A 12,072-nucleotide genomic window follows, 5' to 3' on the forward strand; every position below is an offset into this window, starting at 1 on the left:
TGCTCCCCTCTCCCGCTTGCGGGAGAGGGGCAGGGGGTGAGGGCAGGCGGATCAACGGCTGAGCGCGCAGATTTATAGAACCATTGGCCCCGCTTGACGTGGTTCCTAGCTAAACCCCCCCTCACCCCGACCCTCTCCCCATGCGGGGAGAGGGAGAACACCTTGCTGAGGCAAGTTCGGGCGGCTTGGGTGCACCCAAAACCGTCATCCTGTCGTAGTTTGCAGAAGTGCCCCGATGGACATCGTCTCCTTCCTCATCCAGTGCCTGAACAGCGTCCAGTACGGCCTGCTGCTGTTCCTGGTCGCCAGCGGCCTGACGCTGATCTTCGGCATCATGGGCGTGATCAACCTGGCGCACGGCAGCTTCTACATGCTGGGCGCCTACCTGGCCTTCACGCTGGCCGGACTGACCGGCAACCTGTTCATCGCCATTCCGCTGGGCATCGTGCTGGCGGTGGCGTTCGGCTATGTGCTGGAGTGGGCCTTCTTCAGCTACCTGTACGAGCGCGACCACCTGCAGCAGGTGCTGATGACCTATGGCCTGATCCTGGTGTTCGAGGAACTGCGCAGCATCCTGGTCGGCGACGACGTGCACGGCGTGCAGGTGCCGGCGCTGCTCGACGGCGCGCTGCCGATCGGCAACGACATGACGTATCCGGTGTACCGCCTGTTCATCTCCGCCGTCTGCCTGGTGGTGGCGCTGGCGATGTACTACGTGATCCGGCGCACGCGGCTGGGCATGATGATCCGCGCCGGCGCCACCAACCGCGAGATGGTGCAGTCGCTCGGCATCAATATCACGGTGCTGTACCGCTTCGTGTTCGCGCTCGGCGTGGCGCTGGCGGTGCTGGCCGGCATGATCGCCGCGCCGGTGTCGTCGGTCTATCCGGGCATGGGCGCGCAGGTGCTGATCGTCTGTTTCGTCGTGGTGGTGATCGGCGGCATCGGCTCGGTCAAGGGCGCGCTGGTGGCGTCGCTGTTGCTGGGCTTTGTCGATACCTTCGGCAAGGTGTTCTGGCAGGAGGCAGCCGGCGTGCTGATCTACCTGCTGATGGCGGTGATCCTGCTGTGGAAGCCGCAGGGGCTGTTCAAGGCGGGATGACATGAATCCGACGACATTGCCGGCGCGCGGGCACGCTGCGCGCAACGCCACGCTGGCCACCGCGCTGGGCTGGGTAGTGGCCTTCGCGGTGCTGGCCGGGCTGCCGCTGCTACTGACCGCGGACAGCCACAAGTTCTATATCGAGCTGCTCAGCAAGGTGATGATCATGGCGATCTTCGCGCTGTCGCTGCAGCTGCTGATCGGCTACACCGGGCTGGTCAGCCTGGGCCATGCCGCCTACTTCGCCATGGCCGCCTATGCCACCGCCATGCTGGCGCCGCAGAGCGGGCCCGGCAACGGCTGGGTGCTGCTGGCCGGCGCGCTGGCGGCATCGGCCGCGCTGGCGCTGGTGGTGGGCGCGCTGGTGCTGCGCACGCGCGGCGTGTATTTCATCATGGTGACGCTGGCGTTCGCGCAGATGGTGTATTTCGTGTTCCACGACACCAAGGTCGCAGGCGGCAGCGACGGCACCTATATCTACTTCCGCCCGGAATTTCCCGTGCCCGGCGAGCACCTGCTGACGGTGAACGACCCGATGCACTTCTACTGGCTGGTGTGGCTCGGGCTGGTGGCGACCGTGGCGGTGCTGATGCTGGTGCTGCGCTCGCGCTTCGGCCACGCGCTGGTCGGCATCCGCCACAACGAGCAGCGCATGCGCGCGGCCGGCTATGCCACCTATCGCTACCAGCTTGGCGCCTTTGTCGCGGGGGGGCTGCTGGCGGGGCTGGCCGGATTCCTCTATGCGATCCAGTTCGGCTTCGTCAATCCGGAGATCGCGTCGTGGCACCAGTCCGGCAACGCCATGCTGATGGTGATCCTGGGCGGCGTCGGCAGCCTGGCCGGCGCGGTGCTGGGCGCGTTCTCGTTCGTGCTGCTGGCCGAGTGGTTCAGTACCCTGACCAAGCACTGGCAGCTGCTGATGGGCGGCTTCATCATTGTCGCGGTGGCGCTGCTGCCGCGCGGGCTGGTGAGCCTGCCATCGGTGCTGCGGCACGGGCGCCGGCGCCGCCGCAATGGCGATGCCGGCTCCGGCACCGGCGAGACCCCTGCAGAGCCGCGCAGCCATACGGAGGCCGCATGAATGCGCCCGCCACCCCCATCCTCGAGGCGCAGCAGCTGACCCGGCGCTTCGGCGGTCTGACCGCCGTGGCTGCAGTCGACCTGACGCTGGCGCTGCATGAGATCCACGCCGTGATCGGCACCAACGGCGCCGGCAAGTCGACCCTGATCAATATGCTGTCCGGCGAATTGCCGCCTTCGTCGGGCCGGCTGCGCCTGAAGGGCGAGGACGTGACCGGCTGGTCGCAGCCGCGGCTGGCGCGCCATGGGGTGGGGCGCAGCTACCAGCGCAACAACATCTTCCTGCCGCTGACGGTGCGCGAGAACTGCCGGCTGGCGGCGCAGTCGCGCGCCCAGCGCGCCTGGCGGCTATGGGAAAGCGCCCAGGGCTGCCGCACCGCCGCGACGCTGGCCGACGAGGCCATGGAGCGCGCCGGGCTGGAGCACCTGGCGGACCGGCGCGCCAGCGATCTCGCGCACGGGCAGAAGCGCCAGCTGGAGGTGGCGATGTGCCTGGCCACGCAGCCGGTCGCGCTGCTGCTGGACGAGCCGCTGGCCGGCATGGGCGCGGAAGAATCGGCCCGGATGCTGGCACTGCTGCGCGGCCTGCGCGAAGGCCACGCCATCCTGCTGGTGGAGCACGACATGGACGCGGTGTTCTCGGTTGCCGACCGCATCACCGTGATGGTCAACGGCGCCGTGATCGCCACCGGCAGCCCCGAGGCGATCCGCACCAACCATGAGGTCCAGGTCGCCTACCTGGGCGAGGAAGAGGACGAGGCCGCATGAACCTGCCCAACACCGCTGCGGCGCAGCCGACGCCGATGATCGAGGCCACCGGCATCAACGCCTGGTATGGCTCCAGCCACGTGCTGCGCGACATCGACTTCACCGTCGGCGCGGGCGAGACGGTCGGGCTGCTGGGGCGCAACGGCATGGGCAAGAGCACGCTGTTGCGCACGCTGCTGGGGCATGTGCGCCAGCGCCAGGGCCGCATCCGTGTGGCCGGCCGCGACGTCTCGCGCGCGCAGCCGTTCGAGGTGGCACGCCTGGGCGTGGCCTACGTGCCGGAAGGGCGCGGCATCTTCCCGAGCCTGTCGGTGCGCGAGAACCTGCTGATGGCGGCGCGCAAGGGCTGCCATGGCCGCAGCGACTGGGACGAGGCGCGCGTGCTCGACCTGTTCCCGCGCCTGAAGGAACGCCTGTCCCATGGCGGCCAGCAGCTGTCGGGCGGCGAGCAGCAGATGCTGTCGATCGGCCGCGCGCTGATGACCAATCCGGACTGTCTGGTGCTGGACGAGGCCACCGAAGGACTGGCGCCGCGCATCGTGCGCGAGATCTGGGCCGTCATCGCCACCGTACGGGCCACCGGCATCGCGTCGGTGGTGGTCGACCGCAACTTCCGTTCGGTGCTGGCGCACGCCGACCGTGCCGTGGTGCTGGAAAAGGGCCGGGTGGTGCTGTCCGGACCCGCCTCGGACCTGGCCGGCAAGCCGGAAGCGCTGGACCGTTACCTCGGCGTCTGAACTCGTTGAAGTGTCCGATAAGGCACTATTGTTGCCCTGCCGCAACGGCACTTGCGGGCGCAAGGTATCGCTGTTTTGCTCTCGCGGGGCTTGACCATCCGCCACTTCCCTCCCATCCTTCCCAAGTCACGAAAGCGGCATCCCTGTTTGCCGCAGTGGTCGATAGTCGACAGTTCAACTAGAATTGCGCGCGTTTGTGCAATGCAATAAGAACCGCAACCAGCACCGGCCCCGCGCGCAGCAAGCTGTTGCGCCGGATCGGACCGGCCCGCGGCAGAGCCAACAAACCTGCCGGCGCTCCGGTCGAGCAGACCCAACTTCATGACCCAATCCACAACCAGCCACTATTTTGTCGAGAGCCCCAGCACGCGCGCGCTGGTGCTCGGCGCGGTAGGCGTCGTCTTCGGCGACATCGGCACCAGCCCGCTCTACGCCCTCAAGGAATGCTTCAGCAAGGAGCACGGCATCGCCTTCAGCACGGACGCCGTGCTGGGCGTGATCTCCATGCTGTTCTGGGCCATGATCATCGTGGTCTCGATCAAGTACGTGGTGTTCGTGATGCGGGCCGACAACGACGGCGAGGGTGGCGTGCTGGCGCTGATGGCGCTGGTGCTGCGCACCGTGGCGCCGCGCTCCGGCAAGGCCAAAGTGCTGATGATGCTGGGCATCTTCGGCGCCTGCATGTTCTACGGCGATGCGGTGATCACGCCGGCGATCTCGGTGCTGTCGGCGGTGGAGGGGCTGGAGATCGCCGCGCCGCAGCTGTCGCAATTCGTGATACCGATCACGCTGGTGATCCTGGCCGCACTGTTTCTGATCCAGCGCCACGGCACCGCGGCGGTGGGCAAGCTGTTCGGGCCGGTGATGTTGGCGTGGTTCCTCGCGCTGGGCGCATTGGGCGTCTACAACCTGGTGCAGGCGCCGGAGATCCTGAAGGCGGTGAATCCCTACTACGGCATCACCTTCCTGGTCGAGCACTCGCTGCAGGCGTTCATCGTGCTCGGCTCGGTGTTCCTGGTGCTGACCGGGGCCGAGGCCCTGTACGTCGACATGGGCCACTTCGGCGCGCGCCCGATCCGCATCGGCTGGTTCATCCTGGTGATGCCGTGCCTGATGCTGAACTACTTCGGCCAGGGCGCGATGCTGCTGAACAATCCGGCCGGCGCCGAGAACCCGTTCTACCTGATGGTGCCGGAGCTGTTGCTGATCCCGATGGTGCTGCTGGCCACCTGCGCCACCGTGATTGCCTCGCAGGCGGTGATCTCGGGCGCGTACTCGCTGACCAGCCAGGCGATCCAGTTGGGCTTCCTGCCGCGCATGCGGGTGCGCTATACCTCGGCGGCGGAGATCGGCCAGATCTACCTGCCGGTGGTCAACTGGATGCTGCTGGCGCTGGTATTCGGCGTGGTGATCTCGTTCAAGAAGTCGGAGAACCTGGCGGCGGCCTATGGCATCGCGGTGACCACCACCATGGTCATCACCACCATCCTGGCGACGGTGTGCATGCGCAACGTCTGGAAATGGAACCCGGCGCTGGTCGCAGTGCTGGGCGCGGCCTTCCTGGTGGTCGACCTGTCGTTCTTCGCGGCCAACCTGCTCAAGGTCGCCGAGGGCGGCTGGTTCCCGCTGCTGCTGGGCAGCAGCGCGTTCTTCCTGCTGATGACGTGGTACAGCGGGCGCAAGCTGCTGCGCGCGCGCAGCCTGGAAGACGGCATCCCGCTCGAGCCCTTCATCGCCGGCCTGCTGGCGCACCCGCCGCACCGGGTCGAGGGCACCGCGGTGTTCCTGACCGGCAACACCGACTCGGTGCCGGTCTCGCTGCTGCACAACCTGAAGCACAACCGCGTGCTGCATGAGCGCGTGGTGTTCCTGAACTTCATCACGCGCGACGTGCCGTACGTCGATGACGACCAGCGCCTGAGCTGCAAGGACCTCGGCGGCGGCGTGTTCATCCTCAAGTCCGAATACGGCTTCAAGGAAACGCCGGACGTGCAGAAGGTGCTGGACCTGGCCGATCGCAAGCTGGACATGCATTTCGAGCTGATGGAGACCTCGTTCTTCATCGCCCGCGAATCGGTGATCCCGTCCAAGCTGCCGGGCATGCCGATGTGGCGCGAAAGCCTGTTCGCGTGGATGCACCAGAACGGCGCCAAGCCGTCGGACTTCTTCCAGATCCCGGCCAACCGGGTCGTCGAACTGGGCACCAAGGTCGAGATCTGAGCGAGCGGGGGCGGCGCCCGCCGCCCGCCGCCCGCTCCGCCAGCCCCCGGTCGGCGCCGCCAGGCGCCCCGGGGGGCTTTTGTTTTGGCGGCGCTCTGGTCACGCGTTGGCCGCAACACCCGGCGGCGGGGCACAGGTCCCGGAAAACGGCCATGCGGCAGCCCGAACCGGGACCGTGGCCTCATGCGGCCAGCCGGTCCGCATCCGACAATGCGTCCCTCAGCTTGTCTCAGCCCCGCGCCTTGCGGCAGTTCCCTCGTCGGCGCGGCGGCCTCCAGACTGCCCCAGCACACCCCCGGAACCACGGAGTCCGGCGCCACGCCGCTGCCCTGATGGGATGGCAGCCGGCCGGCGCCAGGCCATGGCTTGCACGGCACGGGCGATCCCGTGCAGCCACGCCGTTTCGCCGCCGATCGCCTGAATGACGGAGCCGCCGCGGCTGACCCTGCCGCCGGCTACCGCAGTTGGAGATTGCAATGCACAGGAATCTTGCCTACACCCTCGTTGCCGCTGCCGCACTTGCCGCCGGCCTGAGCCAGCCGGCCAGCGCCGGTGCCTATGGCGAAGCGCTGGCCGCTGCCATGCCGCGCCACGCCGCGCAGCGCGATGCGTTTACCGAGGGCGCGCGCAGTCCGGACGCAAAGACCGCGGTGCTGCCCGTGGTGGCGCGCGGCAACCTTTCCGTGTGCCGGGTGCGCGGCTTCGACGCGAGCCAGGACGGCATGAGCAAGCCGGACCCCTATACGGATGGCGCGCGCATGGGCCGCTTCGATGTCTTTACCGAGGGCGCGCGCGTCCCCGCTCGTGACCCGTATGTCGACGGCGCGCGCAGCGATGCGCGCGGCAGCGGGGAATGCCTGTCCTGAACCCACGGCGGCGCTTTTGCGCCGCTCCTCCTTTGCCTAAGCTAGGGAAGTCACGCGGCGCGCCCGCATGGCGGCCGCGGCCCGCGGCCGCCGGCCGGCAGCTCCTGCCCGCGCGGCCCCGACATGCCGATGTTCAAGCAGCAGATCCGCCTGTGCACCAGCCGCGATGGCGTGCGGCTGGCCTATGCCGTCACCGGCAGCGGCGCGCCGCTGGTCAAGGCGGCCAACTGGATGAGCCATCTGGAGTTCGACGTCGGCAGCCCGGTGTGGAGCCACATGATCACGGCGCTGTCCGACACGCATACGCTGATCCGCTATGACGAGCGCGGCTGCGGGCTGTCCGACCGCGACATCGAGGACCTGTCCTTCGATGCCTGGCTGCGCGATCTCGAAACCATCGTCGACGCCACCGGCGTCGACCATTTCCCGCTGCTGGGTATCTCGCAGGGCGCATCGATCGCCGTGGCCTACGCGGTCGCGCATCCGCAGCGGGTCAGCCACCTGGTGCTGCACGGCGGCTACGCGCGCGGGCGCCTGAAGCGCGACCACCTGAGCCAGCGCCTGCTGGAAGAGGCCGAGCTGATGAACAAGCTGGCCGAACTGGGCTGGGGCCAGGAGAACCCCGCCTTCCGCCAGTTCTTCACCACCCAGTTCATTCCCGGCGGCACCGCCGAGCAGCATGCCTGGTTCAACGAACTCGAGCGGGTGTCGACCTCGCCGCTGAATGCCGCGCGCTTCATGCGCGTGTTCAACGACATCGACGTGGTGGCGCTGCTGCCGCGCGTATCGTGCCCGACGCTGGTGCTGCACGCGGTGCGCGACGCGCGCGTGCCGTTCGACGAAGGCCGCCTGATTGCCAGCGAGATTCCCGGCGCGCGCTTCGTGCCGCTGGAAAGCGGCAACCACCTGCTGCTGGAGGACGAGCCGGCGTGGCGCCGCTGGCTCGACGAGGTGCGCGCGTTCCTGCCGTCGGCGCAGCCGGCACGCTCTCCCGCGTTCGCCGCGTTCACCGCGCTCACGCGCCGCGAGCGCGATATCGTCGAACTGATCGCGCAGGGGCGCGACAACGCGCAGATCGCTGCCCACCTGGACCTGTGCGAAAAGACCGTGCGCAACCATATCACCAGCATCTTCGCCAAGCTGGAAGTGGAAAACCGCGGCCAGGCCATCGTGCTGGCGCGCAAGGCCGGCTTCGATCGCGCCGGTGCCTGAGGCGCCGGCCAGCCTGCACCAGGCCCTCTTGAAATCCTCCGGCCCGGACACTAATTAAGGATTGCCCAGCCGCTGCAGCAACGCGCTGTGGCTTCCCCGCCAGCCGGCGTACCGGCGGCCGGGAAACAAGGCGTCCGTGCGCCTCCCCGCTGCACAGAAGGAGGATCCAACCATGAGTGACTTCATTTTCGGGACTGATCTGTTCAGTGAATTCGACCGGATGCAACGGCAGATGGCGAGCCTGTTCGGCGGCTTTCCGTCCAGCCTGCGCTCCGGGCGTTTCGGTGCGTTTCCGCCGCTCAATATCGGCACCACCGACGACTCCATCGAGATCGTGGTGTTTGCCCCGGGCCTGAAGGCGGAGCAGTTCGAGGTGTCGGTCGACAAGGGCCTGCTGACTATCAGCGGCGAGCGCGCCGCGACCCAACCCGAGGGCGACGCCGAGGCGCGGCCCTATGCGCAGGAGCGCTTTGCGGGCAGCTTCCGCCGTGTGATCGAGCTGCCGCAGGCGGCCGATCCCGACAAGGTGCAGGCACGCTACGCCAACGGCTGCCTGTCGATCAGCGTCGGCAAGCGCGAGGCCTCGCGCCCGCGTGCCATCACCGTCAGCTAATGTGAGGAGGTAGCCATGACCGATTCGAATCAAGTCGTCCAGCGCGACCAGGCCAATGCGGCCGGGCAGGGTGGTGCCGTGGCGCAACACCGCGAAGAGGCCCCGGCCCCGGCCATGACGCTGATCCCCGCCGTCGACATCTTCGAGACCGCCGCGGGCGTTACGCTTTGGGCGGACCTGCCGGGGGTGCCGCGCGAGAAGCTGGAGGTCAACGTGCACGACAGCAGCCTGCGCATCGAGGGCGAGGCGGTGCTGCCAATGCCGTCGGGCCTGCGCGTGCAGCATGCCGAGGTACGTCAGCCGCGCTATGCGCGCACGTTCACGCTCAGCCCGGACCTGGACGCGTCCGCGATCGAGGCCAACCTGCAGGATGGCGTGCTGAAGCTGACCATCCCGCGCCGCGATGAAGCGCGGCCGCGCCGGATCGAGGTCTCGGTGGGCTAAGCGCGCCCGATGTAAGACGGCGGTGCCATGGCACCGCCGTCTTGCTTTGCACGCGCCGCGCGCTCAGCCCTGGTTGACCAGCACGCGGGCGTCGCTCACGTGCCCGCGGTAGGCCTCGAAGATCCGCCGCAGCGACACCTCCATCCCTATCCTCGGCTCCCACCCCAGTTCCTCGATGGTGTTGTCGATCTTCGGCACGCGGTGCTGCACGTCCTGGTAGCCCTTGCCGTAGAAGTCGCCCGACGAGGTCTCGACGATCTGCGTGTGGCGCGCTTGCTGCGCGTATTCCGGGTAGCTGCCGGCCATCTCCAGCATCATCTCGGCGAGCTCGCGCACCGAGTGGATATTGCCCGGGTTGCCGATGTTGTAGATCTTGCCGCTGGCCACGCCGCCGGGATTCTCGATGATGCGCATCAGCGCGCTGATGCCGTCGGCGATGTCGGCGAAGGCGCGTTGCTGCGCGCCGCCGTCGACCAGCCTGATCGGTTCGCCGCGCACGATATGGCCGAGGAACTGCGTTACCACGCGCGACGAGCCTTCCTTCGATTCGAAGATCGAGTCCAGCCCCGCGCCGATCCAGTTGAACGGGCGGAACAGCGTGTAGTTCAGCCCTTGCTCCATGCCATAGGCATGGATCACGCGGTCCATCAGCTGCTTGGAGCAGGCGTAGATCCAGCGCGGCTTGTTGATCGGGCCGTAGACCAGCGGCGAGGCGTCAGGGTCGAATTCCTCGTCGCCGCACATGCCGTAGACCTCGGAGGTCGACGGGAACACCAGGTGCTTGCGGTACTTGACCGCGGCGCGCACGATCGGCAGGTTGGCCTCGAAGTCCAGCTCGAACACGCGCAGCGGCTGGCGCACGTAGGTGGCCGGGGTGGCGATGGCGACCAGCGGCAGCACCGCGTCGCACTTGCGGATGTTGTACTCGATCCACTCCTTGTTGATGGTGATGTCGCCCTCGAAGAAGTGCATGCGCGGGTGGTCGACGAGGTCGCCCAGGCGGTCCGTGTTCATGTCCATGCCATAGACTTCCCATGGCGTGGTTTCCAGGATGCGGCGCGTCAGGTGGTGGCCGATGAAGCCGTTGACGCCGAGAATCAGTACTTTCTTGACTTGCATGCGTTAAAGGGTGGCTAGGGGAGTTGCAGCGGGAGTGGCAGGAGGGGCTGAAACAAGCCGGCGCGTCGCGAGCTCGCCGGCGAAGGCAAAGTTGGACACCGCGACGCGGCGCCAGTCGCGCGCGATGACATGCATCGGCACGCGCGCGCTCAGTTCGGCATACGCTTGCGGCGACAGCAGCGCGACGGCGCGCGGACCATGCCGCCAGGCGTCGAGGAAGGCGTCGATGGTTGGCAGCCATTTTTGCGGCTCCTGCGCGGCGCCGAAGGCCAGCTCGTCGGCCTGCGCCACCATGGTGAGCGGATGGCGCAGGTAGAACGGCAGCGTGTGGTCGAGCATGCCGACACCGTACAGCGGCATGCCGGGCCGCAGCACGCGCCCGACCGGCGCGACCAGATCGATGCCGGAGGCGGACCGGCCGATCGCTTCGTGGCCGAGCAGCGCGGTGGAAAATGCCAGCAGCATGCCGAACGCATAGCCCGTGACACTGGCCATGCGGCCGTGGCGCCGAAGCAGCCATAAGGCCGCAGCGGCACTGGCCATCACCAGCGCGCAAGCCAGCGCTGCCCAGATCGCGTAGTGGCGGTACAGCGCATTGGGCGTGTTGTTGGCATCGAGCGTGGCCACCACCGGGCTCGCCAGCAGGCCGATGGCCCCCAGCGCCAGCATGGCGCGCACTTGCCGGGTCCAGGCATGCTCCTGCGCGTGCGCCAGCGCCACGCCGCCCAGGATGCCGAGCGCGGGGAACACCGGCACGATATAGCCCGGCAGCTTCGAACCCGACAGGCTGAAGAAGCCGAAGATGGCCAGCGCCCATACCGCCGCCATCAGCGCGGGCTGGAACGGCGTGTCGGGGCCGGCCGCGGGTGCCACGCCGGCGCGCCGCGTGACCGCGTGTACCATGCCCGGCAGCAGACCCAGCCATGGCAGGAAGCCGCCAACCAGCAGCGGCACGAAGTACCACGGCGCGCCGGTGCGCGCATGCACGGTCGAGGTATAGCGGTGCCAGTGCTCATGGATGAAGAAGAAGCGCAGGAATTCCGGGTTGCGCCGCGCCACCAGCCAGTACCACGGCATGGCCACCAGCAGCATCAGCGCGATCCCGGCCGGCGCATGCAGGCGCCGCCACAGGGCCAGGTCGCGCGTGACGGCGGTGTACAGCACCAGCACCAGCCCCGGCAGCGCCACGCCGACCAGCCCCTTGGTCAGCACCGCCACGCCCATGGCCGCCCAGCACGCCAGCATCCACCGGCGGCGCACGGCCGGCGTTGTCGCCGGATGTTGCGCCAGCAGCAGGCTGGCCAGCGCGCACGCCATGGCGCCGGACAGCGTCATGTCGAGCGTGTTGAAATGCGCCGCGATATTCCACATCGGCGCACCGGCCAGCACCAGCCCGGCCATCAGCCCGGCGCGCGCGCCGAACCAGCGGGCGGCCGCGAGCATCGATACCGCCGTCCCCACGGCCCCGGAAAGCGCCACGCACAGCCGCGCCTGCCAGTCGCCGATGCCGAACAGCGCATACGACACCGCCGTCATCCACATGTGGAACGGTGGTTTCTCGAAGTACTTCAGGCCGTCGTAGCGGATCGTGACCCAGTCGCCGCGGCTCAGCATCTCGCGCGCGATCTCGGCATAGCGGCCTTCGTCAGGGCCGAGCAGGTGGCGCATGCCGAGCGTGCCGAACCACAGCAGCGCAAAGGCCAGCACCACCAGCGCCGGTGCCAGTGCCGGCATGCCGTCCACGCGCGGGGCGGCCCTGGTGGCGATTAGCCCGGGCTCGGCGGCAAGGCGATCGGAACGGTGCGGCATGCGGGGCGGCTTGGAAGGTGCGGAAAATCTGGCGCGGCAAGCGCGGACGGGCCGGCGCGAGCGGAGCATGTCCACGCCGGCGCTGTGCGCCGCGTTGTACGG

At 68.3% G+C, this 12,072-nt stretch carries 11 protein-coding genes; 9 read left to right on the forward strand and 2 right to left on the reverse strand.

The features are described 5' to 3' along the window. Nucleotides 1-235: 235 nt before the first annotated feature. The 9 genes from C7416_RS15880 to C7416_RS15920 all read left to right on the forward strand — a co-directional run bounded on the left by C7416_RS15880 (nt 236) and on the right by C7416_RS15920 (nt 9,042). Complete coding sequence (locus tag C7416_RS15880; RefSeq protein ID WP_012352611.1) at nt 236-1,102, forward strand: branched-chain amino acid ABC transporter permease; 867 nt, start codon at nt 236-238, stop codon at nt 1,100-1,102. Between the two features lies 1 nt (nt 1,103). After that, a complete protein-coding gene (locus tag C7416_RS15885; RefSeq protein ID WP_111519791.1) occupies nt 1,104-2,183 on the forward strand; it encodes a branched-chain amino acid ABC transporter permease in 1,080 nt (359 codons plus the stop codon). After that, the gene (locus tag C7416_RS15890) at nt 2,180-2,950 is read left to right on the forward strand and encodes an ABC transporter ATP-binding protein (RefSeq protein WP_111519792.1); all 771 of its coding nucleotides are present in this window, start codon (nt 2,180-2,182) and stop codon (nt 2,948-2,950) included. The genes C7416_RS15885 and C7416_RS15890 overlap by 4 nt, the downstream gene beginning before the upstream one ends. Further along, nucleotides 2,947-3,687: an ABC transporter ATP-binding protein gene (locus C7416_RS15895; RefSeq protein ID WP_111519793.1), complete on the forward strand. Its 741-nt coding sequence runs from the start codon at nt 2,947-2,949 to the stop codon at nt 3,685-3,687. Before C7416_RS15890 ends, C7416_RS15895 begins: the two co-directional genes overlap by 4 nt. 321 nt (nt 3,688-4,008) lie before the next feature. Beyond that, nucleotides 4,009-5,907 (forward strand): potassium transporter Kup, encoded by a 1,899-nt coding sequence (locus C7416_RS15900; RefSeq protein ID WP_111519794.1) that lies wholly within the window; start codon nt 4,009-4,011, stop codon nt 5,905-5,907. 476 nt (nt 5,908-6,383) lie between these two features. Then, the gene (locus C7416_RS15905; RefSeq protein WP_111519795.1) at nt 6,384-6,773 is read left to right on the forward strand and encodes a hypothetical protein; all 390 of its coding nucleotides are present in this window, start codon (nt 6,384-6,386) and stop codon (nt 6,771-6,773) included. Nucleotides 6,774-6,896: 123 nt separating this feature from the next. Further along, complete coding sequence (locus tag C7416_RS15910; protein WP_062798945.1) at nt 6,897-7,985, forward strand: alpha/beta fold hydrolase; 1,089 nt, start codon at nt 6,897-6,899, stop codon at nt 7,983-7,985. 172 nt (nt 7,986-8,157) lie between these two features. After that, nucleotides 8,158-8,598 carry an Hsp20/alpha crystallin family protein gene (locus tag C7416_RS15915; RefSeq protein ID WP_026163953.1) on the forward strand — a complete coding sequence of 147 codons (441 nt, stop codon included), beginning with the start codon at nt 8,158-8,160 and terminating at the stop codon, nt 8,596-8,598. Nucleotides 8,599-8,613: 15 nt separating this feature from the next. Next, a complete protein-coding gene (locus tag C7416_RS15920) occupies nt 8,614-9,042 on the forward strand; it encodes an Hsp20/alpha crystallin family protein (protein WP_111519796.1) in 429 nt (142 codons plus the stop codon). 63 nt (nt 9,043-9,105) lie between these two features. Here C7416_RS15920 and C7416_RS15925 read toward each other — a convergent pair whose 3' ends face one another. Together C7416_RS15925 and C7416_RS15930 are read right to left on the reverse strand one after the other, a co-directional pair. Then, complete coding sequence (locus tag C7416_RS15925; RefSeq protein WP_111519797.1) at nt 9,106-10,161, reverse strand: bifunctional UDP-4-keto-pentose/UDP-xylose synthase; 1,056 nt, start codon at nt 10,159-10,161, stop codon at nt 9,106-9,108. 3 nt (nt 10,162-10,164) lie between these two features. After that, entirely contained in the window at nt 10,165-11,970 is a 1,806-nt protein-coding gene (locus C7416_RS15930; protein WP_111519798.1) for a glycosyltransferase family 39 protein, read from the reverse strand. Nucleotides 11,971-12,072: the final 102 nt, after the last annotated feature.

This window comes from Cupriavidus phytorum (genome assembly GCF_003254285.1).
GTDB lineage: Bacteria > Pseudomonadota > Gammaproteobacteria > Burkholderiales > Burkholderiaceae > Cupriavidus > Cupriavidus phytorum.

Bases quoted from the DNA above. Each gene is read 5' to 3' on its own strand.
- C7416_RS15930 (WP_111519798.1), bottom strand. From the start codon at position 11,970: ATGCCGCACCGTTCCGATCGCCTTGCCGCCGAGCCCGGGCTAATCGCC.
- C7416_RS15890 (WP_111519792.1), top strand. From the start codon at position 2,180: ATGAATGCGCCCGCCACCCCCATCCTCGAGGCGCAGCAGCTGACCCGG.
- C7416_RS15900 (WP_111519794.1), top strand. From the start codon at position 4,009: ATGACCCAATCCACAACCAGCCACTATTTTGTCGAGAGCCCCAGCACG.
- C7416_RS15925 (WP_111519797.1), bottom strand. From the start codon at position 10,161: ATGCAAGTCAAGAAAGTACTGATTCTCGGCGTCAACGGCTTCATCGGC.
- C7416_RS15910 (WP_062798945.1), top strand. From the start codon at position 6,897: ATGCCGATGTTCAAGCAGCAGATCCGCCTGTGCACCAGCCGCGATGGC.
- C7416_RS15880 (WP_012352611.1), top strand. From the start codon at position 236: ATGGACATCGTCTCCTTCCTCATCCAGTGCCTGAACAGCGTCCAGTAC.
- C7416_RS15920 (WP_111519796.1), top strand. From the start codon at position 8,614: ATGACCGATTCGAATCAAGTCGTCCAGCGCGACCAGGCCAATGCGGCC.
- C7416_RS15915 (WP_026163953.1), top strand. From the start codon at position 8,158: ATGAGTGACTTCATTTTCGGGACTGATCTGTTCAGTGAATTCGACCGG.
- C7416_RS15905 (WP_111519795.1), top strand. From the start codon at position 6,384: ATGCACAGGAATCTTGCCTACACCCTCGTTGCCGCTGCCGCACTTGCC.
- C7416_RS15895 (WP_111519793.1), top strand. From the start codon at position 2,947: ATGAACCTGCCCAACACCGCTGCGGCGCAGCCGACGCCGATGATCGAG.
- C7416_RS15885 (WP_111519791.1), top strand. From the start codon at position 1,104: ATGAATCCGACGACATTGCCGGCGCGCGGGCACGCTGCGCGCAACGCC.